The 25,412-nt window shown below is 65.6% G+C and carries 19 protein-coding genes; 9 read left to right on the forward strand and 10 right to left on the reverse strand.

Annotated elements, in window-relative coordinates; genetic code table 11:
• Window positions 1–118: 118 nt before the first annotated feature.
• Window positions 119–3,253, forward strand: a complete 3,135-nt coding sequence (locus tag SH602x_RS04320; protein ID WP_479475623.1) for a serine/threonine-protein kinase — start codon at window positions 119–121, stop codon at window positions 3,251–3,253.
• A 36-nt stretch (window positions 3,254–3,289) separates the two neighbouring features.
• Here the strand turns inward: SH602x_RS04320 and SH602x_RS04325 are convergent, their stop codons facing one another.
• The 6 genes from SH602x_RS04325 to SH602x_RS04350 all read right to left on the reverse strand — a co-directional run bounded on the left by SH602x_RS04325 (window position 3,290) and on the right by SH602x_RS04350 (window position 10,088).
• The gene (locus tag SH602x_RS04325) at window positions 3,290–4,222 is read right to left on the reverse strand and encodes a uracil-DNA glycosylase (RefSeq protein ID WP_479475624.1); all 933 of its coding nucleotides are present in this window, start codon (window positions 4,220–4,222) and stop codon (window positions 3,290–3,292) included.
• 206 nt (window positions 4,223–4,428) lie between these two features.
• On the reverse strand, window positions 4,429–5,322 hold the full coding sequence (locus SH602x_RS04330; RefSeq protein ID WP_479475625.1) for a sulfotransferase family protein: 894 nt from the start codon (window positions 5,320–5,322) through the stop codon (window positions 4,429–4,431).
• Window positions 5,319–6,578, reverse strand: a complete 1,260-nt coding sequence (locus tag SH602x_RS04335) for a glycosyltransferase family 4 protein (RefSeq protein ID WP_479475626.1) — start codon at window positions 6,576–6,578, stop codon at window positions 5,319–5,321. The genes SH602x_RS04330 and SH602x_RS04335 overlap by 4 nt, the downstream gene beginning before the upstream one ends.
• 93 nt (window positions 6,579–6,671) lie before the next feature.
• Window positions 6,672–7,859: a non-hydrolyzing UDP-N-acetylglucosamine 2-epimerase gene (gene wecB, locus SH602x_RS04340; protein WP_479475627.1), complete on the reverse strand. Its 1,188-nt coding sequence runs from the start codon at window positions 7,857–7,859 to the stop codon at window positions 6,672–6,674.
• Window positions 7,860–7,869: 10 nt separating this feature from the next.
• Complete coding sequence (locus SH602x_RS04345) at window positions 7,870–9,045, reverse strand: polysaccharide biosynthesis C-terminal domain-containing protein (RefSeq protein ID WP_479475628.1); 1,176 nt, start codon at window positions 9,043–9,045, stop codon at window positions 7,870–7,872.
• Window positions 9,042–10,088, reverse strand: coding sequence for a polysaccharide biosynthesis protein (locus tag SH602x_RS04350; protein WP_479469703.1), 1,047 nt, complete (start codon window positions 10,086–10,088; stop codon window positions 9,042–9,044). The genes SH602x_RS04345 and SH602x_RS04350 overlap by 4 nt, the downstream gene beginning before the upstream one ends.
• A 219-nt stretch (window positions 10,089–10,307) precedes the next feature.
• Between SH602x_RS04350 and SH602x_RS04355 the strand changes: the two genes are divergently transcribed.
• The 3 genes from SH602x_RS04355 to SH602x_RS04365 all read left to right on the forward strand — a co-directional run bounded on the left by SH602x_RS04355 (window position 10,308) and on the right by SH602x_RS04365 (window position 14,550).
• Complete coding sequence (locus SH602x_RS04355; protein ID WP_479475629.1) at window positions 10,308–11,627, forward strand: lipopolysaccharide biosynthesis protein; 1,320 nt, start codon at window positions 10,308–10,310, stop codon at window positions 11,625–11,627.
• Window positions 11,624–13,060, forward strand: coding sequence for a hypothetical protein (locus SH602x_RS04360; protein ID WP_479475630.1), 1,437 nt, complete (start codon window positions 11,624–11,626; stop codon window positions 13,058–13,060). Before SH602x_RS04355 ends, SH602x_RS04360 begins: the two co-directional genes overlap by 4 nt.
• A gap of 530 nt (window positions 13,061–13,590) precedes the next feature.
• Window positions 13,591–14,550 (forward strand): tetratricopeptide repeat protein, encoded by a 960-nt coding sequence (locus SH602x_RS04365; protein WP_479475631.1) that lies wholly within the window; start codon window positions 13,591–13,593, stop codon window positions 14,548–14,550.
• A 37-nt stretch (window positions 14,551–14,587) separates the two neighbouring features.
• On the opposite strand, the gene SH602x_RS04370 is transcribed toward SH602x_RS04365, so the two are convergent.
• The 3 genes from SH602x_RS04370 to rdgB all read right to left on the reverse strand — a co-directional run bounded on the left by SH602x_RS04370 (window position 14,588) and on the right by rdgB (window position 17,846).
• A complete protein-coding gene (locus tag SH602x_RS04370) occupies window positions 14,588–16,054 on the reverse strand; it encodes a hypothetical protein (RefSeq protein ID WP_479475632.1) in 1,467 nt (488 codons plus the stop codon).
• Window positions 16,055–16,068: 14 nt separating this feature from the next.
• Entirely contained in the window at window positions 16,069–17,106 is a 1,038-nt protein-coding gene (locus SH602x_RS04375; RefSeq protein ID WP_479475633.1) for an AAA family ATPase, read from the reverse strand.
• A 119-nt stretch (window positions 17,107–17,225) separates the two neighbouring features.
• Window positions 17,226–17,846, reverse strand: a complete 621-nt coding sequence (rdgB, locus tag SH602x_RS04380) for an RdgB/HAM1 family non-canonical purine NTP pyrophosphatase (RefSeq protein WP_479475634.1) — start codon at window positions 17,844–17,846, stop codon at window positions 17,226–17,228.
• A gap of 257 nt (window positions 17,847–18,103) precedes the next feature.
• Here rdgB and SH602x_RS04385 point away from each other — a divergent pair, with 257 nt between their 5' ends.
• Together SH602x_RS04385 and SH602x_RS04390 are read left to right on the forward strand one after the other, a co-directional pair.
• Window positions 18,104–18,991, forward strand: a complete 888-nt coding sequence (locus tag SH602x_RS04385) for a ThuA domain-containing protein (RefSeq protein WP_479475635.1) — start codon at window positions 18,104–18,106, stop codon at window positions 18,989–18,991.
• Window positions 18,992–19,028: 37 nt separating this feature from the next.
• A complete protein-coding gene (locus SH602x_RS04390; protein ID WP_479475636.1) occupies window positions 19,029–19,298 on the forward strand; it encodes a hypothetical protein in 270 nt (89 codons plus the stop codon).
• 201 nt (window positions 19,299–19,499) lie between these two features.
• Here SH602x_RS04390 and SH602x_RS04395 read toward each other — a convergent pair whose 3' ends face one another.
• A complete protein-coding gene (locus SH602x_RS04395) occupies window positions 19,500–22,274 on the reverse strand; it encodes an FAD:protein FMN transferase (protein ID WP_479475637.1) in 2,775 nt (924 codons plus the stop codon).
• A gap of 523 nt (window positions 22,275–22,797) precedes the next feature.
• Between SH602x_RS04395 and SH602x_RS04400 the strand changes: the two genes are divergently transcribed.
• From SH602x_RS04400 to SH602x_RS04410, 3 genes are all read left to right on the forward strand, one after another.
• On the forward strand, window positions 22,798–24,048 hold the full coding sequence (locus SH602x_RS04400; protein ID WP_479475638.1) for a C45 family peptidase: 1,251 nt from the start codon (window positions 22,798–22,800) through the stop codon (window positions 24,046–24,048).
• A gap of 115 nt (window positions 24,049–24,163) precedes the next feature.
• Window positions 24,164–25,060 (forward strand): DUF1559 family PulG-like putative transporter, encoded by an 897-nt coding sequence (locus SH602x_RS04405; RefSeq protein ID WP_479475639.1) that lies wholly within the window; start codon window positions 24,164–24,166, stop codon window positions 25,058–25,060.
• Between the two features lie 82 nt (window positions 25,061–25,142).
• Window positions 25,143–25,382, forward strand: coding sequence for a hypothetical protein (locus tag SH602x_RS04410; RefSeq protein ID WP_479475640.1), 240 nt, complete (start codon window positions 25,143–25,145; stop codon window positions 25,380–25,382).
• The last annotated feature ends 30 nt before the right edge of the window (window positions 25,383–25,412 follow it).

The following is a 25,412-nucleotide window of genomic DNA, read 5'->3' on the forward strand; positions in this document are numbered from 1 at the left end:
GAGCGGAGGGTGTAAGCCCTCCGTGGTCCGCGACGCGCTGCTGCGAAACGCCGACGGTTCATCGATGCATTCCGCGGGCGCCTAGGGCGTCCCGTCTCGTCAGAACCAGGCTTTCGTGATGCCCGAGTCGGTTCGTTCGTCGAACCCGCTTCGCGCTGCCGGCGCCGATCCGCCGGCTGGCCACGTGGACGAACGCGCCGAGGCATCGACGGAATTTCTGAAGACGCCTCCGCTTCCTGCCGCTCCTGAGAAGCGCCTTCCCGACGGCGAAGAGTCGACGGCCTCGCGCTATGTCGTTCGCGGATCGGACGCCGACAGGGCTGCGAACGGAGCGGATGACGACGACGCCTACGTCTTCGGCGGCGAAAGCTCGGTCGAAGAAGACGCTCCCACGGTGATCCGCACCGACGGCATCGCGGGCGAGGCGCCGCATGACGACGACGAACCGACGCATCACGGCGGCCCCGCCTTTCATGCTGGCGAACGACGACTCGCTCCGTTCGCGGTGCAGTACCTCGTCGGCGAGACGCTCAGTCACTTCCGCCTGGACGAGTTCGTCGGCGGCGGCGGCATGGGATGCGTCTTCCGCGCGACCGACCTGACGCTCGGACGCACCGTCGCGGTGAAGGTGCTTTCCGCGCGCGGCAGAGACTCGGACCTGCTCGCGCGGTTCCGCAACGAAGCTCAGAACGCCGCGCGTCTCGATCACGAGAACATCGCCCGCGTCTACTTCGTCGGCGCCGACAAGGGCTGGAACTTCATCGTCTTCGAATTCATCGAGGGCATCAATCTGCGGGAAGTGGTCGAGCGCGACGGGCCGCTGCCGCTCGATCGGGCGCTCGATTTCGTGCTGCAGATCTGCGACGCGCTCGAACACGCGGCAAGTCGCGACGTCGTGCACCGCGACATCAAGCCCTCGAACGTGCTGATCACTCCCCTCGGGCGGGCCAAACTGGTCGACATGGGCCTGGCCCGGCTGCAACAGATCGAAACGCCGGCAGGCGATCTGACGGCGTCCGGCGTGACGCTGGGAACGTTCGACTACATCTCGCCCGAACAGGCTCGCGATCCGCGGTTCGCCGACGTTCGGAGCGACATTTATTCGCTGGGCTGCACGCTCTTCTACATCCTGACCGGTCAGCCTCCGTTCGCGGAAGGCTCCGGCCTGCAGAAGCTGCTCCGCCACACGAGCGACCACCCGCCCGATCCGCGGGACGTTCGCCCCGATCTGCCGGAGCGACTGACGAAGATCGTCTGGAAGACGCTCGAGAAGGCCCCGCAGGACCGGTATCAGACCCCGTCCGAATTCGCCGGCGACCTGGCGTTGCTGGCGGAGGAGATGGGCTTTTCCGACACGCTCCGCGGGCGAACGCTGGTGGTCGCGACGACTCCGCCGCCGACGCCGCTGGCCCGTCTCGCCGTGCTGGGCGCGGCGCTCGCCATCCTGTTGCTTTCGATGCTCGTTGCGGACGTGTACCTCCTGCCGCGATCGGGTCCGGAAGTCCCCGTCATGCCGATCCTCGCCAAGGGACCGGCCTTCGATGCGCGCGCCTCGCAGGTACCCGATACGCTCGACGTTCCGCCGACGCCGGCGTCCGTCGGATCCGCGGCGACTCCCGGGTCGAACGTGCCCGCCCCTGCGACGCTGAATTCTGCGACGCCGAAAGTCGCGTCCGTCGGCGCCGCCGGAACTTCTTCGCAAGCGATTCCGGCGACCGATCCTGCCGAGCGGGCGGGAGCGGGGGCGAGCGTCATCGAACCTTCCGCTTCGGCCGGGCCGATCGCTTCGGCGTCCGCTTCGCCGACGGAGACTCTGCCGCGGCTGTGGGGCGTTCCCATCGACGCCAATCAGGGATCGTTTGCCGCGTCCTATCGTCCTGAACAATCGATGCGCGTCGACGTTCGCCCCGGACGCGGGTCGAAGGTCGAGCCGTCGGCAGCGATGAAGGTCTCCGTCGGAGGCGATGACGCCTCGTTCGCTTATTCGGCGAGCGACGTTCCTTCCAGCGAACCGTCGATTCCCGCGCCCGCGACCGTCGAAGCCGAACGGCTGATCGTCGGCGATCAGTCGGAATTCGCCACCACGGGCGATCGATACGTTCCGGATCTGGAAAGCGCCGTGAGCCTGCTGGAGCGCTCGCACAGCGTGCGTACGCTCGAACTTCGCTTCCATGGCTGGCGATCCTGTCCGCCGATTCGACTGCTCAACCAGAGCGTCTCGATCGTCGCGGGCAGCGGCTATCGACCCGGCCTGCTGCTCGCTCCGCCGGACGCGGGTTCGCGAAGCCCGGCGATCGATTTGCGGAACGTCGACCTGACGGTCGAGAACGTCGAACTCCGCTGGGAATTGCCGCTCGACGCGGCGGACGATCTGACCTTGGTGGAAGCGCGCGGAGCGACGCGGGTCCGCATGATGGGTTCCTGCGTCACGATCTCGAACCTCAACGACCTCGGCGCTCCGGCGCCTCGCGGCGCGGCCTTCTTTCGAGTGGTCGGTCAGGGCGCCGCGAGCCTGCCCGCCGAGTCGGTCGTTCTCCCCTCCCCTTCGTTCGATTTTTCGGCGGCGGTCTTCCGCGGCGAGGCGACGCTGTTCCGGGCGATCGCCGGCGCTTCGTTCTCCTGCCGCTGGACGAACGGTCTGCTCGCCTCGTCTGAGCGGATGCTGATGGCGGGCGGACGGATTCGGCGACCGCTGTGGGACGACCTGATCGAGATCTCGCTTGATCAGGTCACGGCGATCGTCCCGGAAGGACTTGTCGCTTTCGAGGCGACGGCCGACGCCGGGCCCTATTTTCCGCTCGCCAAGATCGCAGTTCGCGACTCGATCGTGAAGACGCGCAAGAGCGCTCCCCTGATCGAACATCGGGGCGCCGTGGACCTCGTCGAGGCGCGCTCGTCCGTCGTCCGCTACTACGGCAGGGGCGACTTCTATCCGGAGACGGAACTCGTCTGGCAGGTCGTCCCCCTCGCCGGTCCGATTCAGACATTCGACCTGGAAGGCATCCGGTCGGTCGAATGGTTCGACGTCACCGCGCCGCGGCGGCAGGCGGCTTGGTATCGGCTGCCGCAGGTGCCTGTCAGCCAGCAGACGCCGGAGGATTATCGCCTGCTCGAGGACCCGGCCAATCCAGCGTTCTGGGGGTCGGACGAGAACGGCCCCGTCGGCGCCGACTGGACGTCGCTCGCGACGCCTCAACTCGCTCCCTCCCGCGCCGCGATGCCGAGCGGCATCTCCGCGACGGCGATGCCGTAGCACGCGTCGACATTCCTCGCTTGTCCGCCGGCCGCGTCAGCTTTCCGGCTTGCGATTCGCCGGCTCGATGCCCATCTCGCGGAGGAGGAATTTCAGATCCTCCCACGCATCGCGCTTCGCCGTTTCCGTGCGTAGCAGATACGACGGGTGATAGGTCACGACGACCGTCGCGCCGCGATAGCGATAGAGCTTGCCGCGCATCCTGCCGACGGGGATCTCCAACCCCAGGAGGTTCTTCGCGGCGATCGCGCCGAGGCAGAGAATGAACTCCGGCTGCAGGATCTCCAGTTGCCGGTCCAGAAAGGGCCGGCAAGCGGCCGCTTCCGCCGGCATCGGATTGCGGTTCCCCGGCGGCCGGCACTTCAGGATGTTCAGGATGTAGACGTCCTCGCGACGAAGCGAACAGGCCGCGATCATCCGGTCGAGAAGCTGCCCTGCCCTTCCGACGAACGGCTCGCCGCGCTCGTCTTCCTCCGCGCCCGGCGCCTCGCCTAGCAGGAGCAGCCGCGGCGCCGGATCGCCCACGCCGAAGACTGTCTGCTTGCGCGTCCGTGCAAGTTCGCCGCAGCGGATGCACGCTGCGACCTCTTCGGCCGAACGCGCCAGCGCGGCGATGCGTTCCTCCCGCGACAGCGGCGCCGGCCAGGGACCTTCGCGATCGGCAGGCGCCGCGATCGGCTCCTGCGGGGCGACGACTCGCAGAGAAGGCATCTCCTCGCGAACGCTTATTCGAACCGGCTCGCGGACGCTCGACGGAGCTGGCTCGCGAACGCTCGGCGGCAGTGCGGCCGGGTGATCGACATCGGCGGCAGCATCTTCCGAGCGCTCAGTCGTCGCGACTTCCGGCTCGTCCGGGATCTCCGCGTCGAACGCGACGTTCGTCGCCCGGCGAACCTCCGTGAGGCCCGACAGACGGAGAATCTTCAGATGCGCGACGATCTCGGAAAGCGTCGCTTCGTCGGCAGGCATAGCGGGTCGGCGGAAGGCAAGTTCTTGAGCGATGGCCGTACCCTAGACCGCCGGGACGGCGTCCGCAATCCGCCCTGTCCGTTTCGACCGATCGACGACGTCAGGCGACGCGTCGGACCTCGCGATCGAATCGGAACGGCTCCTGCGCCAGCCGCACGAAGGGCTCGCCCGACCAGCGAATGCGATCGCTCGTGCGCTCTAACCGATCAAGCCGCGCGCTGAGCGTCGGTAGAGTCGTTTTCGTATTCCAGGGGATAGCCCCACCGCACGAGCGTCCTCGCGAGCAGACCCTCGACGCGAATACGATCGGCATCCGAAAGCGCGCTGCGGGCGCCGACGCGATCGGTTCGCACCGAGCTTCGCGCGAAATCGACGAGCGAACTCGGACGATCCGTCTTCAAGAACTCGGCCAGGCGTTCGGCTTCTTCCTCCGGCGCTTCGACCAGATCCTCGTAATGAATTTCGAGGAACCGTCCCGGCGCCAGGCGATGCCGCGATGCAGCATAGGCGTCCATGCACGCGGCCCACTGCCGGGCGCAGACTTCCAGCAGATCGTGATGAGCCAGGTCGACTTCGATGCCCGGATAGTGAGGGCCCCAGATCGCCGATTCGCCTTTGCCCGTCGCTTTCGCTAAGAGGCCCGTCGCGGCCCGCTTCGCGAAGCCGAAGCGTTTGATCCAGGGAAGGCTCGTGGCCTTCGTCAGCAGATCGCCGACGCTGGGCCGTTCGCTCCAGCAGCGCAGCGCGGACTCCGCGACGTCCCGGCCGTCGCGAATGACGACGACGAAGCGCGCCTCGGGGTAGACCTTCAGCACGTACGGGATGCGGAGGATGTTGCTGACGGTCTTCTCGACGAAGTCGCAAGAGCCCGCAGCGACGCCGGCGGCGCGGCCGATCTCCTGCCGGATACGCGTGGCGGTCTCTTCGTCCAAATCCGAAGCGGCGAGCGCGTCATGCGGCGCATTCTCGGCGCCGAGCCGCCAGAGATCGTTGACGTCGTATGCGACCTCGGCGAAGGCGCTTCCCTTCGCGACGAGCGACCGCATCAACTTGGTTCCGGAGCGTGCCGCTCCCAGGATCAGGAGGGGGCCCTGCGTCATGCGCATCTCCTTTCCAATTCCTCGACGAAAGTATCGTCCAGCGTCTCGCGATCGGATTCCGACGGAAACAATGGACGCAGCGCCAGACGATCCCACGCCTCGAGAATCCGCCGGCGACCGAACCGATGCTCCGCGAAGCGGCGAATCGCCGCGCGTCCGGGATTCAGTCCCGTCTCGGCCTGCGCCGCCAGAACCGCGTCGGCCACCGCTTCGCCGGTCCGGGCCTTCGAGACCACGCCGAGCGAATGCTCGGTGATCGTCGTCGCCAGCCGGCTCTGCGGCTCGAGGATCCCCAGCACGGGACAACCCGCCGCCCAGTACGTCAGAGACTTCGACGGCCACGCGACCTGGTACACGCCCGGCAGCAGCGACACGACGCCGAGGTGACTGGCAGAGGCCGCCGCGAAGGCGGTTTCAGCCGACTGGCGAGGCAGAAACGTCACGTTCGACAGCGAGCGTTCCTGCGCCCGCGCAATGAGCCGTTCGCGAGCGGAACCGTCGCCCAGGAAGATCCAGCGGAGATCGCTCCGGTCCCGCGTCCGTTCCGCCGCATCGAGAACGACGTCGAGCCCCTGGAAATCGCCGAGGTTTCCTGCGTAGAGCACGCGAAACTCGTTCGGCTGGAGGAAGACCTCCGGCAGTTCGGCGGTCGACGGAGTCAGCGCCGGCGAAGGGTTCGGAATGATCTGAATGCGATCGCCGGAGACGCCTCGCTCGGCCAGCGTTTCGGCCATGTCGTCGCTCAGCGTAACGACGGCCCAGGCCGACTCGCACGTCTTGCGTTCGATGCCGAGCAGGGCCTTCACGAGCGTCGGCGACTTCAGCTTGCCGGCCAGCGCCGCGCTCTCCGGATGGAGATCCTGGCAGTGATAGATGTACGGAATGCCGGTCATGCGATGAATCAGACGCAGCGTCGCGCCCATCATCACGGGCGGGTGCGAGGCGCCGAGCACGACGTCGTAGTCGCTGTCCCGCGCGGCGAACCAGGTTGCCTTCGCCAGGAACGTCGACCAGGCGGCCCCTCGCCTCCATCCCTTGCGCGACGCGTCGGAAGGGAGGTCGAAGCGGATGACGCGCACGCCCCCCAGCGTCTCTTCCCGCGGCTGCGGCGGAATGTTCTTGCCGTAGGCAGGCTGCCCAGCCAGGACCGTGACCTCGTGCCCTGCGGCGGCCCACGATTCGAGCAACGTTTTCAGGATCGGAGCGTAGGGCGCTACGTCCGGGTGGTAGTGACGATAAATCGCCAGGATTCGCATGATCGATTTCGATGGCTGCGTCAGAGCGAGATCTGCCGCGACAGGTCGAGACGTACTGGAGGCTATCGACCGACGCGCGGTCGGTTTTCAACGCTACGCTGCGACGATTCCGTCCCACGCATGCGCCAGCTTCGCCGTGCTCAAGATCAACTGAACGACGCGTCGCGAGGTATCCGTGATGGCGTACTCCGCCGGCATCGAACGTTCGGGGCCGCAACTCGATTCGCGATCGCTGGTGACGAAGCGCACCGCCTGAAGGATCGCCTCGGGGTCGCGACCCGTCATGACGATTCGTCCCGCGTCAAGCGCTTCGGGCCGTTCGATCGCCGTACGGAGCGTCACCGCGGGAAAGTTCAGAATCGCGCTCTCTTCAGAGATCGTTCCGCTATCGGAAAGCGTGCAGAACGCGTCGAGCTGCAGGCGGACGTAATCGTGGTAGCCGAACGGCTTGAGGAACCGGATCCGCTGATCCAGACGCTCGCCGCCCAGCGCCTCTAAACGTTGCCGCGTGCGTGGATGCGTCGAGACGACCGCGGGCATGTCGAACTCCTCGCAGACCCGCTCGATGCCGTGCAGCAGACTTCGCAGATGCTCGGGCACGTCGACGTTCTCGGCCCGGTGCGTGCTGACCAGGAGGTACTTCTTCGGCGCCAGTTCGAGAGTTCGCAAAATGTCGGACTTCTTAATTCCCGGCTCGGCCGCCCGCAACGCCTCGCGCATCGGCGACCCGGTGAGATAGATCTTTCGGGGATGGATCCCTTCGGCCAGCAGGTTGCGCCGGGCGTGCTCGGTATAGACCAGGTTGAAATCGCTGACGTGATCGACGACCCGGCGGTTGATCTCCTCCGGCACGTTGAAGTCGAAGCAGCGGTTCCCCGCCTCCATGTGATAGACGGGAACCTTCATCCGCCTGGCCACGACTGCGGCATAGGCGCTGTTCGTGTCGCCCAGGATCAGCACGGCGTCGGGGCGCTCTTCCCGAAGGACGCGTTCGGTTTCGAGCATGACGCCGGCGAGGATCGTCCCCAGCGACGAACGATCGATGCCCAGGCAATGCTTCGGCGCTCGCACGCCCAGGTCTCGAAAGAAGACGTCCGACAGTTCGAAATCGGAGTTCTGCCCCGTATGCACGAGGACATGCTCGACATGCTCGTCGAGCAGGGCCATCACCCGCGAGAGACGAATGATCTCGGGCCGCGTGCCGAGAATCGTCATCACCTTCAGCCGCGGGGACATCGAAATCATCCGTCGCTCGATCGGTAGGGATTCGGTGGAGGTCATCGGGCAGCGCTCAGGCGACGCGGCGGATCGCCGATGGAGCCGACGCTTCTACCAGCGATCCGTCGGGAAACGTATCGGCGTCGGCGAGATCGAAGATCTCGCTCACCCAGAAGAGCGTCAGCAGATCGTCGCTTCCGACGTTCTCGATATGGTGGACGTGGAACGCCGGGATGGCGACGAAGCGGGGCGACGTTCCGGAGACCGGGATCTCGACCGTTTCGCCGCCGTCGATAGGCTTCAGCCGGACGACCGCCTCGCCTCGCACGACGCAGAACCATTCGGTCTTGCGACTATGCCAGTGGTTGCCGCGAATGACGCCCGGGCGCGTGGTGGAGAAGAAGATCTGCCCCCCGCGAGCGAGCTTCAGAACTTCGTAAAGTTCGCCGCGCGGATCGGCGTGGATCTGCGGCTCCCGCGTCCAACCGGTCGGCTCGCAGTGACTCAGGTAGGTGAGATAAAGATCCCGCTCGAACGGATCGCTCAGATCGGGCGTGACCCCGCCCGGCTCAAACGCGTCGCGGATCGTTTCCAGTCGCGTAAGCAGTTCGGAAATGAACAACCGCCGCTCGCCCTCGATCCGCACGCGTCCCGAAGACGGCGTTTGCGACTCGCTGACGAACTGCGTCATCCGTTCGACGAGATCGCGAACGGAAACGAACTCCACCTCGGCATCGACATGAATCTGCGGCGTCTGGCCGACGGCGAGTTGACGGCAGAACGTCGCGATGACCGAGTTATAGAACGGTCGGCAGCCCGGTCCGAAGACATTCGGCAGAACGAGCACGTGCGCTTCGCCGCCGCTCCGATCGGCCCACTCCAGGATGCGATCGCCTGCCGCGCGCTTCGATCGTCCGTAGGCGCTGTCGCGATCTTCCTGCGTCGACGAGGCGTACACGACGCGAGGCGAAGCGCCGTCGCAATCGATTGCAGAGGAATCGAGCGCCGCGATCAGGCGTTCGGCCAGTTCGACGTTCGTCCGTTCGATCTCTTCTTCCGGAGCCCGGTTCACGCCCGCCAGATGAAAGACGACGTCCACGCCGACGAGCTTCTCGGCCAGGCGCGTCCGATCGCTCCAGTCGTCGCGTTCGACGATCCGCAACGCGACGTCCGGCTCGCGTTCCAGGCGGCGACGAAGATGCGCGCCGATGAAGCCTCCGGCGCCGGTGATGGCGACGGTCCGCGTCATGCCGCCCTCCTTCGCGGAGCGACGCGTTGCGCCCGATCGTCGAGCGCTTCCTGTACGTCGGGCAGCGTCAGCAGCAGTTGCTCGATCTCAGGCACGGCGAGGCGGCGTGCGTTGTAGGAGGTGTAGCCCTCCTCGTCCATGTTCGAAGTCAGCGATCCCTGCGTGAAGTAATCGGCGTAGTTCCGATCCGACGTCGACGGGATTCGGTAATGCTCGGTGAACTCCTCCGCCCGGGCGAGTTCCTCGCGGCTGACGAGGGCTTCGTGCATCTTTTCTCCCTCGCGCACGCCGACGATCTTGATCGGGTTGTCGGCCTCGAACAGGTTGAGCAGCGCCTGAGCCAGATCCTGCACGGTGGCAGCCGGGGCCTTGCGCACGAACAGATCGCCCCGCTCCGCTCGTTCGAGCGCGAACCGCACCAGTTCCACCGCTTCCGACAGCGCGAGCAGCAGCCGGGTCATCCTGGGATGCGTGATCGTGAGGGGCTTGCCTTCGCGAATCTGCTGCACGAAGAGCGGAATGACCGACCCGCGCGAGCACATCACGTTGCCGTACCGGACGACGCTGCATGTCGTTTGGGTCGAGTCGTCCTTCGCCCTCGCGAGGACCAGTTTCTCCATCAGGGCCTTGGTCTGGCCCATGGCGTTGACGGGATAGACGGCCTTATCGGTGCTGAGCACGACCAGTCGTTCGACGCCGTTACGCTCCGCCGCGGAAAGGACGTTCTCCGCGCCGAGGACGTTGGTGCGGACCGCCTCCATCGGGAAGAACTCGCAGGAAGGCACCTGCTTCAGCGCCGCCGCATGGAAGACGTAGTCGACCCCCCGCATCGCCGAGTCGATAGCGATCGCGTCGCGGACGTCTCCGATGACGAACTTCAGCCGGTCGTCGCGATAGAGCAGCCGCATGTCGTGCTGCTTCTTTTCGTCGCGACTGTAGACGATGACTCTCCGCGGTTCGAGCTGCGCCAAAGCCAACTTCACGAAGTCGTGGCCGAACGAACCGGTGCCGCCCGTAACCAGGATCGTTTTGTTCTCGAGCACGATTCTTTCCGTCCCTGGAGAGAAGTGGCCGGATTCGGCTCGCGATTCGAACCTGCGCGGCGGGGGACTGTAGCAAACGGCCTACGGTCAGGCCAAGGCGAAAAGGCGCCGGCATCGCATGCCGGAACCTGAGCCGGCGACTGCTCTTGCGATGGGGAACGTGCTCGCGGTATTCACGCCCCGCTGAAATCCTTTCGCCTCTGCCGAGGCCCGTCGATCTTGCTCCCGTCCGCTGCGCCCCTTTCACGTCTCGTACGCTGCGCGAACGGTCCGCTGTCGATCTTCGCGGGCCGGGGCATCTATGCCGCGACGCAGTTCGCGACGCTGGCTGCCGTGGCGCGCTGCTGCGGGGGAGAGGCGGTCGGCGACGTCGTGCTGGGGCTCGCGATCGCCGTTCCGCTGTTCGTGCTGTTCGGCGGGCAACTGCGGATCGTGCAGGCGACCGATGCCGACGTGCGTTTTTCCTTCGGTGCGGTCGAACGCTGGGGACTCCTCGGACATGCCTTGGGGATGATCCTGTTCGGAGCGATCGCCTTCGCGTTTCGCAGCGACGCGCCGGGGCTGACGACGCTGCTCGGCGTGGGACTGGCCCGGGCGGGCGAGTCCTGGTCGGACATCGCCTACGGCGCCCTGCAGCGGCAGCGATCGTTCGCCGCGATCGGTCTCTCGACTGCGATCAAGAGCGTCGTAAGCAGCGCAGTCGCCCTGCTCCTGCTGGTTCAATTTCAATCGCCCGGCCTTGCCTTCGCCGCGTGCGGCATCGTCTGGTTCGCCGGCTCGATCTGGTTCGACCGTCCGATCGCGAAGCGGGGTTTCGACGAAGGTTCACGCAGCGATTCCTCGGCGGCCGGACTGCTGAGATCGGCTCTGCCGCTCTCGGCCGGCGCGACCGTCGCGACCTTCGATACGCAGACGCCGCGCTATTTCGTGGAAGCGTTTCTGGGATCGCGGGCGCTGGGCCTGTTCGGCGTCGCTCACTACGCGGCGCTCTCGATCCTGACGCTGATCATCCCGCTCAACTACGTCTGGACGCCGGCGCTGGCCCAGGACGTGGCGCGAGGCGATCGCGCCGCTTTCCGCAGGCGATCCCTGCGGGCGCTCGTCTTCGCGACCGTTCTGGCGGCTGCGACGACGTCGCTCGCGATCCCTGCGGGTCCAGCGCTTGCGACCCTCTTCGCGGAACCCGCGCTCGCGGAAGGTTGGACGCTCACGTTCGCCGTCGCCGCGGCAGGCGTTCTCGCGCCGGCGGCCGTGCTCGAATCCGTTCTTCGTGCGTTCCGCGGCTTCCGCCTGCTCTGCCTGCTGCAGGTCGCGTCGCTGATCGTGCATGTCGGCGCTTGCGCGACGGGCCTCGGCTGGTTCGGCCTCGAAGGCGTCGCGGGTGCCCTGCTGGTGCGATCCTTCGTCTACCTGGCGCTGCTCGCCGTCGGAAGCTACTTCGTCGCGAGGGCGTCGTTCCCGATGAGGGCTCCGGAGGCGACGACGGACGACCCCGCGACGGATGCAGGCGAAGATCGACATGCGAGGGCAGCCGCATGAGTTCCGCGTTCGACGTGCCTTCTTCGTCGCGCCGGCAGGTCGCGGCGACGCTTCGCGGCCTGCGTGCGCTGCCGGCGCCGCAACTGTCGGCCTGGGCCGGTTTCTGGCTCACGCTCCTGGTGGTCGTCTTCGCCAGCCGGTGCGTCTGGTACGACTGCCGGATCATTTTCGACTGGATGCGGGGCGATAGCCTTCGCTTCGCGTTCATCGCCTATACGATCGCGCTGCTACCGTTCCTGGCGCTGGCAGGGATCGGCGGGGTACACCTTCTGGCGAGAAGCTGGACGACGATCGTCTTCGCCTGGATCGGCGTCCAGGGCCTGATCTGCGCGGTCCTGTATCAGCAGATCGACGATCCGTACGTCGTGAACGACCTGGTGAAACTCACCTTCCTGCCGGCGGGATTCATCTGGGTCTGGCTCGACCCGCCCAAGAGCTTCGACCAGTTTCTTCGGAGAACGGCTCTGGCCCTGCTGGCGTATCAAGGGGTCAAGCTGCTGATCTACATGCTCTTTTACCGCGGATCGTTCAGCTTCTATTACGGCGAGGTGATCGATCTCTTTCCGCTTTGTTACTTCCTCAGCAAATACTGCCGCGCTCGTCCGGAAGTCGCGGAGCGGTTTCTGGTGTGGACCATCCTCGCGGCAGGGATCGTCCTGCTCGGGCAGCGTCGAACGGTCCTGGCAGGCGGGGGCGTCATCGTCGCCTACATGGGCCTGCGGTCCTACTTCCACCTGCTGGGGCGACCGACCCTGTACGTGCTGGTCCTGATCGCCGGGGTCAGCCTTTTCGGCGCCACCGGTCTCTGGTCGCATCTCAGTGAACGCCTATTCCAGCGGATCGTGAACACGGACATCTCCCAATCGATCGGCGAAGGATCGACGCGAGTTCGCGAGGTGGAGATCGTCTTGAACCAGGTCTTCGACGCCGGGGCGGCGACGGTCCTGTTCGGGTTCGGTCATGGCGCCACCTTCGAAGACGAAGTCGCCAACCGGGATACGGGAAAATTCGTGAAGCACTCCGTCCACTTCACGCCGGGCGCCATGCTGCTGCGATACGGAGTCGTCGGACTATTCTTCTTCGCGGTCGTCATCGGGTCGCTGACGTTCGCTAAGGAGGTCGAAATCGACGGCTGGATCGACGTGCCGAACTACCTGGCGATGAAGGCCTTCGGACTGGCCGCCGCGGTCGGGTCGCTCACGCTGTACGGACTGATGGACGACCTGATGATCGGCGTGTTCCTGGGGGGGTGCTGCTGGGCCCGCAGTTATGCCGCGGCGCATCAGCAGCGCGAGCGATCTGCCGTTCCGACTTCTCAGGAACCGCATGCCGAAGCGGACGACACGGCGACTGATTCGGTTCGGCTCGTCCTTCGAGCGAAGCCACGACAGACTCTTCGTCGCAGGGAAATCGTCCGACGCCGCGTCGCATAAGGGACACGGAGGGCTCACACCCTCCGCTCGCCTGGGACGCGCGAAGTCGTTCGCTCCGCAGGGCTGAAAGAAAAGTGTCGCCTTCTCAGGTGGACAGCGCGTATCGTTCCTTTGGCGGGGATAATCGCCGGCCCAGGCGTCGCGGTCGAAATTCTAGATACTCGACCCTCGACTGGCCCACGACGACCGCGCGCCCCCGCCAGCCGACGTCGGCCTTTTTCGTACAACTTCCGAGAACGACGAATGCGACCGCCCGCGATGAATTCCACGCCTGATCGACTGAAGTCGATCTTGCAGCGAGAACGACGCGGACGTTAGTAGCATCCCTGGCGAATTGTCGAAACGTTCGCTCCTCCTCGTCCGATACAAGACGTTGGCGAAACTGTCGGCGCGCAGACGATGCGCTCCCGAACGCTTCGCCGCGGGGAATGACCTGTCGGTCGTTCTCGTTCGATTCGTTTCGGCCTCGCCGCATGGAAGCGCTACGAAGCCCATCTGACGGTCGCTGCGCGCCGAATCGCAAGATTCCCGTGCCGCCCGCCGCTTCGTTCGCTGCGCCGGCGTCTCGCGCCGCGCGGGCCGTTTCGCTGCCGCTGCTGGCGCTCGTGACGCTGTCGAGCCTGGGTTCCGGCTGCTCCCTTCCGTGGAAGGATAAGCTCGTCAAGAGCGACATCGTCCAGTCCCGGCAACTGACGCTGCAGGGGCTCGACGCCGAACACAAGGGCGACGCGGACCGGGCCGAGGGCCTGTTCCAGCAGGCCGTCGCGACCTGCGACGAAGATCTCGACGCCCGTCGCAGTTACGCGGCCGCGCTCTGGCGCCAGGGCAAGAGCGACGAAGCCTTCCTGCACCTGCACGAGGTGGTTCGACGCGACGGCGGCAAACCGGAGACGTTGCTCGAACTCGGGCGGATGTACTTCGAGTCCGGCCAGCTCGATCGTGCGTCGCTCCTCGCCGAGCAGGCGATCCTGGCCGATCGCCAGCGGGCGGAGGCGTGGGAACTGCAAGGCCGCGTGCAACTGGAACTGGGTCGCCGCGAAGAGGCGCTCGCCAGTCTCCACCGCGCCATGGCGCTGCAGGAACGCTTCCCCGTCGTGCAGATGACCATCGCCCAGATTTACATGGAAGATCAGCGACCGCAGCGGGCGCTCGCCACGCTCGAATCGCTGGCCGCCCAGTATCCCCGCGATGCGGAGCCGACGCCCGCGCTGCTCATGCGGGGCCTCGTGAACAAGTCGATCGGTCGGTACCCGGAAGCGATCGAGTGTCTCGCCGCCGCGGTGGAACGTGGCGAATCGCACGAATCGACGCGTCTCCATCTGGCGGAGACCTACGCTCTCGCCGGGGATGCCGCGAGCGCCGAAACGGTCGCGCTGTCGCTGGTCCAGAGCCGCCCCGACTTCCAGCCGGCACAGCGCTTCCTCGCTCAGCTTCCCAGCCGCGGCGGTCGTCTCGCCTCGCTCCCGTCGGACGCTCCGCCGATCCGCTGAGATCGCCCGGAATGCTTCGCCTGCGCTTGGCAAAGCCTTAGCCCTCGCCCGCCCACTCCCGCAGAATCGCGGCGTAGGCGTCGGTCCAGGCGGCGAAACGATCGTGAGCGAAGCCGGCGAACGTCTGCTCCGCCTTACGATCGAGCGCAAGCGTCAGCATCCCGGGCGTAACCGCCAGGCGGTCGATGCTGGCGTAGGCGGAAAGTTCGTCGTCGATTGCGTCGGACAGCATAAGGCACGTGCATCGCGACGCCCTGCTTTCCCGGTCGATCGCCGTCCGCAGATCGTCCGGCGTCAGGGTCTCGACCGTGGCGGTGCCGTTCTCGACCTGGTCGCGAAAGTAGAGTCCGATCAGGTTCTGCGCCAGCGTGGACGGACGCTCCCCCTCGTCGGCGACGAAGACGAAGCGGAACTTCAGCGAGTCGCTCGACAGCCACTCCAGCAGCCTTCGCGCCAGTGCGCTCGCCAGCGCGACGCCGAGGAGTCCGCCCGCCAGCGGCAGACCTTCCTGCTTCACTGTCTGATCGAGCAGCCGCCGGTCAAGCACGAACCAGAACGTCTGCCGGGGGCGATAGAACTGGTTTTCATCCCGCGAGTAATAGAACAGCTCGTCCCGCAAAAACCGGACGTCGAACAGATCGGGTCGGTCCGCCGCGTCTGGATCCATGAAGGCGAGTTGCGACTGCAGCAGGCTTTCGACGCTCCCTCGCGTGGCGATCGAAGAATATCCTCCGACCGGGTAAGCATCCTCGTCGAGCAGGTTCGTCGCCGCCCGACGGCGCTCCGACGGGCGCCTCGGCGGCGCGTCGGGAAGCGACTTCGCCAGTCGCTCGATCGTCCTCACGAGCAGCCGAAACGCGATCCGATGGCCGAAGTTCTCGACCGCCGTCCCCCGTTCCAGTTCGAGCAGATCTTCCGCGCCGAGCGCCTCGGAGAGCGACCGTGCGGCGTCGGCGATACGGCCGAGATCGTCTTCGGCCGCAAGTTCGCCCCGCTCGATCGCGGCGGCCAGTTCCTGCATCCGTTCGCGGCGTCGCTGGGGCTCCAGCATTCGCACGCCCTTCAGCCCGGCGAGCGACGCCTGACGACCCTCGATCCCCAGGCGATCGAGCAGCCGGTCGGCGACGAAGGCGATCGCACGGCTCTTGCGAGGCTCCTCGTAGCGAGCGACGGCGTCGGACGCGCGCGCGAACGAATCGTCGATGCTCAGCTTCCCGAGCAGCCGGTCTTCGTAGCGCCGAAGTTCCGCCGGGTCGAGCAGGTCCTTCGCCCGTTCAGGCAGACGGGCGGTCGGCCCCTCGACGAGCAGCGTGCGCAGGTCGTCCAGCGCCCCCAGCGGCAGGATGGCGTGCCCCTGCGCCGCCGATTCCATCGCGCAGCCGAGCGTCGCGTCGAACGCTTCGTCCGCCACCTGGAGCCTGCCCACGGTGAGCCAACTCGCCAGCAGTCGGTCGACGACCGGGTCGGAAGGCGAAGTCGTCGCGTCGGCGGAAGCGTCGGACACGTCAGGCGCCTCGGTCAAGCGATGCCCAGGAGCTGCGGGACCTTCGTCCGAAGCAGCCGCATCTCTTCCGGCGATTCGCCGAGATAGGCCAGCAGTCGCAGGTCGTCGGTCTGCACCGTGCCGCCGCGTTCGATCCAGGCCCGCGTGCGGAGCAACTTGTAAAGCTTCACGAGTTTCCGGTCGGAGATGAACAGCCGGTCCTCCCGAACCAGCGTCTTCACGATCCGGCGGTAATCGCGAAAGACGGCTTCCGGGAAGAAGAGCGAGCGATCGGAGGTGACGTCGCCGCTGTCGTTCTCCTCCCGCCGGGCGAACAGGAATCCGAGATACCGGTTCGCCTTGAGCAGATCTTCCAGCGAGCAGAGCCCCTCCGCCCAGGGCTTCTGATGCAGCGCCCGATGAACCTCCGAGCGGATGCCGGCGTCGATCAACGCGTCGAAGTGGCGATCCTGCACCGGCAGGCTCTCCGCCTTGAGGACGAAGCGATCCTTCAGCGCGCTCAGTTCGCCATGCTCCGGAATCTCGTTCGCGGCAGCGAACAGAATCCGCAGTCGCACCGGCTCCGGCCGTCCTTCCTGGTAGTACTTCCGTTCGTTGACAATCGTCAGCAGGATGTTCAGGATCGCCGAGTTCGACTTGAAGATCTCGTCCAGAAAGGCGAGCCGCGACGTCGGCAGCTTCCCCTGCACCTTGCGGTGGTAGCGACCCTCCCGCAGAAGATTGATGTCGATCGGGCCGATGATCTCCGACGGTTCGGTGAACCGCGTGAGCATGTATTCGAAGTAGTCCTCGTCCGAGATGCCGAGGGCGTCCTTGAACTTGAGCACAAGGTCCGACTTCGCCGTCCCCGGAGGGCCGACGATCAGCAGCGGCTCCTGGGCGACGGCGCAGACCGTCATCAGGTCGACCAGTTCCTGCTTCTCGACGAAGTAGCGACCGAGCGCCTGCTTGAACCGCAGAATGCGCAGGCGCAGTTCGTCCGCTTCGCGCTTCAGCGATTCCTGCGACCAGTCTTCGGCAGGGTCCAGCACCGGATCGATGGCGACGTTCATGCGTTAGCCGGAGGGTGCGCCGGCGTGCGAAATCCCGTAGGCAGGCGCCCCGCCTGCCGTGGATGTGGGTACACGCTTCATGGCAGGCGGGGCGCCTGCCCTACAAGATGCGACAGTCTTCAGTCGACGAAACGTCCCTCGACGGCGAGCTTTTCGAGCATCGGCAGCAGCCGCTCGATCGCTCGCGTTCGGTGCGACAGGACGGCCTTCACTTCGTCGCCCAGTTCGGCGAACGTTCGCCCGTACTCCCGTATCAGAAAGAGCGGGTCGTATCCGAACCCGGCGCCTCCCCGACGCTCGGTCAGGATGCGACCGCGACAGAACCCGATCGCCTCGGCGACGATCTTCCCCTGCGGATCGGAGACGGCGGCGGCACAGACGTACCGGGCGCCCCGCCGCTCCGGCGGAATCCCGTCGAGCTTCGTCAGCAGCAGATCATTATTCGCTTCGTCGTTCCCGTGGGCGCCTGCGAATCGCGCGGAATAGACGCCAGGAGCGCCGTTCAGCGACTCGACCTCCAGGCCGCTGTCCTCGCCCAGCGTCCACTTTTTGAGCGCCAACGCCTGCTGCGTCGCTTTCAGCCGGGCGTTCTCGGAAAAGGTCGATCCCGTCTCTTCGACCTCGATACCGGCAGGTTCGTCGTCCAGGGAACGCACCGTCCAGCCCCGCGGGCCGAGCAGATCCTGCAGTTCCTTCTTCTTGTGCTTGTTGCGGGTGGCGACGACGAGGGTCTTGGACATGATGCGCGCGAGAGGGAGTCCGTTCGGGCCAGCGACCTGTAATTTATCAGACGCGCACTTCCCGTAGGGCAGGCGCCCTCGCCTGCCATCGCACCGGGCGCCAGCTTCGTGGCAGGCGGGGCGCCTGCCCTACAAGAGAGCAGGACCGATCGGCGATCGTTTCCGCCCGGCGTCGCCGCGAAGTACATTGACGGTCTCGCCGGCGAGGCTCTGCCCGTCGACGCTTCTCCTTCGCCCTCCCCACTTCGGAGCCGTTCATGCTTCGCCGCCTCTTCGTTCTGACGCTCCTGTCGCTCGCGGTCGCCTTCCCGGCGCTCGCTGCCGAGAAGCTGAAGGCCCTGATCGTCGACGGCCAGAACAATCACGGGAACTGGCCCCAGACGACGCAGATGATGAAGTCCTATCTGGAGGAGTCGGGCCTCTTCACGGTCGACGTCGCCACGACGGCGAAGCAAGGGACCGATCCGAAGTTCGCGCCGGAGTTCGCAGCGTACGACGTCGTCGTCTCCAACTACAACGGCGCCGAGTGGCCCGAGGCGACGAAGAAGAGCTTCGTCGAGTACGTCCAGAACGGCGGCGGGTTCGTCGTCGTGCATGCGGCCAACAACGCCTTCGGCAAGTGGCAGGAGTACAACGAGATCATCGGCCTGGGCGGCTGGGGCGGCCGCAACGAGGGGACCGGACCGTACGTCTACTTCGACGAGCAGGGCAAGATCGTCCGCGACGAAGCCAAAGGCTCGGGCGGGAGCCACGGCGCCCAGCATCCCTTCACCGTCTGGGTTCGCGACGGCGAGCATCCCGTCACCAAAGGCATGCCGGCCGAATGGATGCACGTCAATGACGAACTCTACGATCGCCTTCGCGGCCCTGCCGCCAATACGCAGGTGCTCGCCACCGCTTACGCCGATCCGACGAAGGGGGGCTCAGGTCGCCACGAGCCGATGATCTTCACCGTCGAGTACGGCAAGGGCCGCGTCTTCCACACGCCCATGGGTCACGGCAACGACTCGCAGGAATGCGTCGGCTTCATCACGACGCTCGTCCGCGGCGCCGAATGGGCCGCGACCGGCAAAGTCACGACGGCGATTCCGGAGGACTTCCCGGGCGAGGACGAACCGGTGCGTCGCCCGTTCGCGGGGAAGTGATCAGGGGTGGCACGCGGCGCACGCGAAGGATGCAGCAGTGAGAATCTTCATCGTGCTGCATCATGAAATCACGCCGGACTACTGCCGAGCGGATGAAATGGTCTTCTTCACCTGCACCGGCATTGAGAAAGCCTTGGAACTAATCAGGTCTGCCAAGGTCAATCGGTGGTCCTGGTGGGAGATCCAGACGCAGGAACTCGACAGCGGCGACTGGCCGGAGCACTTCGGCTACTACGGATTGCGAGGCGGCAAGCTCTCTAAGCCCCCGTATGAAAAGTGCATCGCGATCTTCAGGAGGGAAGTCTAAGAATCGCCCCCTTCGAAATGCGGATCTGCAACTTCCGGGTGCGAATTCCCCACTCTCGCCACTTTTCGACATCGTATCCGAAGTCTTGACCAGTCAGGCGCTTAAGCATGCGAAGCGCTGCTTCGCCCTCTTCGTTGCATCCCAGCCTCCGACTACGCATAAGACGCCTTAGCGAATCTTGGAATGGAGTGAGGATCATATTTAAGGCAAATTTGAAGAACGGTCATTGGCTTGGAGATGCCGGACTTCCGGGAACCCCGGCGTGACGAGTTCGGCGACCGCCGTTTCGTTATCGGGCAACGCATAGACCACGCGAGCGAAGACGCCTTCGAATCCCTGCAGCAGGTTCGCGGCATGCTCCGGACCGGCGACGGAGAGGGCGCTGGCCCAGGCGTCGGCGGTCGTGTCGTCCGGCGCGACGACGGTGACGCCGCTGCGAAGCGACAGGCCGAGGCCTGTTTCCGGATCGACGATGTGGGAGTAGCGTCGACCGTCGATCTCGACGAACTGCCGCGCGTCGCCTGACGTGGAGACGCCGCAGTTCGAGAGCGCCAGGTACTCGCTCGGCTGCTCCTCGACCTCCAGCGTGGCGATGCCGACGCGCCAGCCTTCCGCATCGGGCGGCGGGTCGCCGATCGCCAGGTCGCCGCTGGCCGCGACGACGGCGCGCGTCAGTCCCTGATCGCGCAGGATCCGTAACGCCTCGTCGGCGGCATAACCCTTGGCGATGCCGCCGAGGTCGAGAAGCATGTTCTCGACGCCTAGCGTCGCGGTTCGCGTTTCCTCGTCGAGCGTCAGATGGCGGACGCCGGAGCGGGCGAGCGCCTCTTTAAGTTCCGTCTCGCTGGGGAGCGTCTTCGACTTCCGCGCCTTCCGCCAGAGCGTCGTCAGCGGACCGAGCGTCGGATCGAAGCGCCCGCCGGACGCCCGCGAGATTTCGAGCGACCGCTGCAGGAGCGTGAACAGCGTCGGGCTGACTTCGACCGGTTGACCGACGGGGTTCAGCGTCAGCTTGCGGAGTTCGCTCTGCGGATCGTAGTCGCTCGCGATGCGGTCGATCTCCCGCACCCGGGCGAAGGCGGCTTCGAAGGCAGGTTCCGCGACTTCCAGATTCTCCGCGTAGGCGTCGATCTTGAAGACCACGCCCATGACCGGACGACTCGCCTGGAAGCGCTTCAGCGGCGCGGGTTCCGGACTCGTTGCAGCAGTCGCTTCCAGTAACTCGACGACCACGAAGTAGGCGCCGCGCGATTCGCCGTTCGCGGCATCCTTCAGCGTCGACGATAATTCCGCATCGCCCTGTTCGAGCGGAACCTCGAAGACGACCTCCTCCGTCGGCTCCGTAATCGCCTGCGTTCGCTCGGGGGCGCCGACTTTCAGCGTCGCCTGCCCTGCGGGAATAGGCTCCTTCACGCCGGGCGGACGCAGGCGAAGTCGCACGCGGTAGAGACCGGGCGTCGCGACGCGGACCGTCCAATAACCGTTCTGCGCCGGGTTCTTGGCGACCAGGCTCTGATCCCAGGGAGGTTGCGGTTCGTCATCGCTCGTATGCCAGTCATGGCAGGTCAGCGTCTGCGAGGGCGCGGCGTTCGAGCCGAGCACGATGCGAACGGGTTCGTCGAACTGCGTCGACACATCGATCCAGATCCCGTCGTACACCCTGCGCAGCCAGCTGGCATCGTCCGGGCGAGCTTCGATCAGGTTACTCTTCTGCCCCGGATCGACGGCGACGTCGTAAAGTTCCGCGTCGTCGACCAGCCTGAGCGAGCCCTGCATGACGCTGGTCTTGTGCCACTTCTGCGGCATCGCACGCCGCTGCGAATGGACGAACAGGATGCGGTCGGTCAGCGCGGGCGACGGCTCTTCGCCGCGGAGCATGCCGGCGAGACTCGTGCCGTCGAACAGCTTCGTCCCAGCCGGCAATTCAAGCCCGCACAGCTCGGCCAGCGTCGGCGCCAGATCGAGATGCGCGGCCAGCGTCGCCGACTCCTGATCGACGGCGAGGTCGAGCGACGGGGCATGAATGAAACAAGGAACGCGATGCCCGCCGTCGTACTCCGATCCCTTCTGTCCCCGCATGCCGGCGTTGAAGCCTTGCCACTCGCCCGCCTTCGCTCGCGGGGCGACGCCGGCCGCGGTGCCGTTGTCGGTCATGAAGATCAGGATCGTGTTCTCCGCCAGGCCGAGCCGATCCAGTTCCTCGCGCAGCTTGCCGACGTTCTCGTCGATGTTCGCGATCATGCCGTAGAAGTTCGCCGCCGGCTGCGGCACGCCCGCCTTCAGGTAGGGAGCGGCATACTCCGGCGCGACGCGATACGGACCATGCGCCGCGTTGGTCGCCAAATAACAGAAGAAGGGTTCGTCGCCCGCTTCGCGAACGAAGTCGATCGCATGCCGGAAGAAGACGTCGGTGCAGTAGCCCTGCTGCGGCTGCGGTTCGCCGTCGACGAGGTACGTGTCGTCGAAGTAGTCGTTCCCCCAGACATCCGGCGTCTGACCGACTCCGCCGCCGCCATGAATTACGGATCGCCCGAAGCCCCGGTCCTGCGGTCGAAGCGGATAGTTGTCGCCTAGGTGCCACTTGCCGAACGCCGCCGTCGCGTAGCCGTTCGCCCGAAAGATCTGGCCCAGCGTCGTCTCGTCTTCGCGGAGCAGCGATCGACCGCGGATCGTGTGCCAGACGCCGACGCGGGCGGAGTAGCGTCCCGTCATCAGCGCCGAGCGGGTCTCCGCGCAGGTCGGGTCGACGTGGAAGTTCGTCAGCCGAAAGCTATCTCGGGCGAGCGTATCGAGATGCGGCGTGCGAAGGACCGGGTTGCCGTGGCAGCCGAGGTCGCCGTACCCCTGGTCATCGGTGACGATCAGAATGACGTTGGGCCGTTCGCCCGTGTCGGCGACGGCGGAGTCGACCTGTCCGCAGAAACAGGCGAGGAGACCTAGAGCGGACAGTCCGTAGATGCGAAGGAGAGCGTTCATCGCGGCGGCAACAGGAGGAAGAGGCGTCGAACGATTAGAACCGCGGACGAGGTCCGGCGCCCTCCTGAACTCGATGGCCGGGTACCGCGTCGGCTATGGAACTAATGAAGGGTAACTCGCCGCTGGCGATTCCGACTTCCGAGCCCTGTCAGGTCCGGCGGACCTCGCCTGGCAATTCGGCCGAACTCGATTCGGGGCCACCCCCCGACCGAGAGGTTCGCAGGCCTAAGTTCATAATCGGCCCCCCTGCGATTCGATTCTCCACTGCGAGAGGCGTTTAAAAGTGCAATGCATGAGCATCGCTTTGCGTATTCGTTAAGCGGCGACGCCTTGGTTTTCGGCGCCGATCACCTCTGTCGGTGACTCGTTAAGAAATCTTTACTGATTTTCTGAACGGAAGCGCCGCAGTGTGTGCGGGGCAGAGTTTCCCGATGGTTGAGTTGGCACGTTGCTTGCATTCGTAGTTTTTCCGGTGCCGCTTAGGATCCCGCCGGCCCACTCCCGCCTCCGCTCGCTCTCCCTGATGAATTCGAATATCCGTCGCGTCCTGGCTATCGGGCTGGCTCTGCTGGCTCATTCCGTTCAGCCGGCGATCCCGCAGACTCAGGGTTGTACGACGGCCGTCGTCAGCGGGGTCGCGACTGTCGACGGGCGGCCGCTGCTGTGGAAGAATCGCGATACGAAGCAGCGCGATAACGAAGTCATCTTCATCGGCGACGGCAAGTATCCGATCGTGGCTGTCGCGAACGCCGGGGCCAGCGGCTCGATCTGGATGGGCGTGAACGCCGCAGGGTTCTGCATCGAGAACTCCGTCAGCAACGACCTCGGCATCAAGGAAAAAACGACGGGGCCGGGCAACGGCGGCTTCATGCTGCTCGCGCTGAAGACCTGCGCCACGGTCGAAGAGTTCGCCGACCTCTGTGAGCGGACCGACGGAAAGCGAACGACCGTCGCCAACATCGGCGTTATCGACGCGAAGGGCGGCTCCTCGCTCTTCGAGATCGGATCCAAGTCGCACGTCCGCTTCGACGCCGACGACCAGGCGACGGAGCGGGGCTACCTCGTGCGATCCAATTTTTCGATGACCGCGAATGGCTTCGACGGCGATCCTGATTCCGAGGACCTCGCCAAAACTTACTCCGCGGAACGATATGCCCGCGCGTGCAGCCTGCTCGAACGGGGCAAGCAGACGGAAGGCGGACTCGCGATCGAGTATTTCCTGCGCAAGTGCGCTCGCGATCTGGCCGACGATCAGGGGCGTCCGGTTCCGGGGACGGTGAACGCCGCGGGCGGCGAAGCTCCGAAGCGGATCGCCACTGCGAACACGATCAGCCGGAAGACCACCGTCTCTGCGGCCGTGTTCCACGGCGTGCTGCCGGGCGAAGCGCCGCAGCTCACGACGATGTGGACCTTCCTCGGCGATCCGACGTTCTCGATCGCGATTCCCTGCTGGCCGACGTCGCGCGGCGTCGCTCCGGAACTCGACGGCGAGCGCGTCAGCGAACTCTGTTCGCAAGCCCGCGAACTGCGCGACGCCTGCTACAGCGAGGACGGCGAAGCGATCGACGCCGAACGTCTGAATGAAATCTATCGACGCACCTGGAGCGTCGAAGACGAGATCGTTCGCCTGACGCAGGAGAAGCTCGCTGCCTGGCGCTCGACGACTCCCGGCGACGAAGAGATCTACGCCTTCCACTGCGAGATGACCCGACAGGCTCGGGCAGCGCTCGAGAGCCTCGTCGAGGATCTTTCTCCCGCGACGACGAGCTCATGACGTTCGGTCGCTGAACTCGATCGTTCCCGCCGCTCAGTCTCATTCCTTTGTTCGCCTGCGAAGCGCGACGGGACCGTCGTAGCTTCGTGCGAAGCGTTTCGTGGAGTTTTCTCCGGTGTCATTCAAGTCGTACCGTTCCGGTTTCACCCTGGTCGAGCTGCTAGTGGTGATCGCCATCATCGGCGTGCTCGTCGCGCTCCTGCTGCCTGCGGTTCAGGCGGCGCGGGAAGCCGCACGTCGCTCGGAGTGCAGCAACAACCTGAAGCAGTTCGGCATCGCGTTCCATAACTATCACGACACGCACAAAGTTCTGCCGGCCTCGTACTACCGGTTCAAGGATCTGACGAACAACGCGTTCGGCAATCCGGGCTGGGGCTGGCAGGTCTCGATCATGCCGTTCATGGAACAGGGTCCGCTGTTCGACCTGCTCGACCCGACCGTCAACAAGACCGAAGACACCGACCCCTTTCGCGTGAAGTCCCAGACTCGCGTCGCCGGGTTCCGCTGTCCTTCCGATCCCAGCGAAGAGATCAACGCCGTGCGGAAGAATCACGGTTCGTCGAGCTACTGCGCCATCTTCGGCTCGCGCAACACGCAGGCGGCTCCGAGTTCGGGCGCGCTCGTCTACGGCAGCCGACCGGACGGCGAAACGGGCGTGTTCGGTCCGAACAGCGACACGCGGTTCGCTCAGATCACGGACGGCCTGAGCAACACGGCGCTGGTGGGCGACCGTCACGCGGGCCTGATCAAGGGCATCACTTACAACGGCGGCATCTGGGTCGGGCTGCCTCCCAGCACCGGCAACGTGACCACGCAGCAGACGCTCAGCGGCACGACGACCTACAAGCTGTTCGGCACGAACAGCTACTCGTTCAACAGCTTTCACTCGGGCGGCATCGTGCAGTTCCTCTTCGGCGACGGATCCGTCCGTCCGCTTCCCGCGACGATCGAAGACGCCGTTCTGAACGCCATCGCCGACCGTGCGGACGGAGCTTCCGTCACGTTGCCGTAACGCAGATCGTTCGACGGCGGCCGTCCCTTCTGCGGTCGATGATTCTCTGACTCTCCTGCGTCCTCGAGACGTTCGCCATCCGATGCATCGCGTTTTCTCTGACGCCGCTCGCTTCGTCCTGATTCCTATCGTCGCCCTCGCGGCGCTCGTCTCGCTCGGATGCGACGGCGGCGTCGGCGCCGGCGTTCCGGAGAATCGGGTCGCGACTTCCCATACCCAGCAGTCGCAGGAGGACATGACCTTGTCCCCGGGCGATCCCAAAGCGATCGAGATCATCGAGGCCCCGATCGATCCCGCCGAGCGCTCGTTTTATCAGGAGTGATCTTCTTCCGAACGCGTATGCGTTTCGTCG

The organism is Lignipirellula cremea (assembly GCF_056501455.1).

Excerpts from the sequence above, each read along its gene's own strand:
- SH602x_RS04395 (WP_479475637.1), bottom strand. The coding sequence starts at position 22,274 with ATGAACGCTCTCCTTCGCATCTACGGACTGTCCGCTCTAGGTCTCCTC.
- SH602x_RS04345 (WP_479475628.1), bottom strand. The coding sequence starts at position 9,045 with ATGACGCGGACCGTCGCCATCACCGGCGCCGGAGGCTTCATCGGCGCG.
- SH602x_RS04385 (WP_479475635.1), top strand. The coding sequence starts at position 18,104 with ATGCTTCGCCGCCTCTTCGTTCTGACGCTCCTGTCGCTCGCGGTCGCC.
- wecB (WP_479475627.1), bottom strand. The coding sequence starts at position 7,859 with ATGACCTCCACCGAATCCCTACCGATCGAGCGACGGATGATTTCGATG.
- SH602x_RS04335 (WP_479475626.1), bottom strand. The coding sequence starts at position 6,578 with ATGCGAATCCTGGCGATTTATCGTCACTACCACCCGGACGTAGCGCCC.
- SH602x_RS04360 (WP_479475630.1), top strand. The coding sequence starts at position 11,624 with ATGAGTTCCGCGTTCGACGTGCCTTCTTCGTCGCGCCGGCAGGTCGCG.
- SH602x_RS04325 (WP_479475624.1), bottom strand. The coding sequence starts at position 4,222 with ATGCCTGCCGACGAAGCGACGCTTTCCGAGATCGTCGCGCATCTGAAG.
- SH602x_RS04320 (WP_479475623.1), top strand. The coding sequence starts at position 119 with ATGCCCGAGTCGGTTCGTTCGTCGAACCCGCTTCGCGCTGCCGGCGCC.
- SH602x_RS04400 (WP_479475638.1), top strand. The coding sequence starts at position 22,798 with ATGAATTCGAATATCCGTCGCGTCCTGGCTATCGGGCTGGCTCTGCTG.
- SH602x_RS04330 (WP_479475625.1), bottom strand. The coding sequence starts at position 5,322 with ATGACGCAGGGCCCCCTCCTGATCCTGGGAGCGGCACGCTCCGGAACC.
- SH602x_RS04410 (WP_479475640.1), top strand. The coding sequence starts at position 25,143 with ATGCATCGCGTTTTCTCTGACGCCGCTCGCTTCGTCCTGATTCCTATC.
- rdgB (WP_479475634.1), bottom strand. The coding sequence starts at position 17,846 with ATGTCCAAGACCCTCGTCGTCGCCACCCGCAACAAGCACAAGAAGAAG.
- SH602x_RS04375 (WP_479475633.1), bottom strand. The coding sequence starts at position 17,106 with ATGAACGTCGCCATCGATCCGGTGCTGGACCCTGCCGAAGACTGGTCG.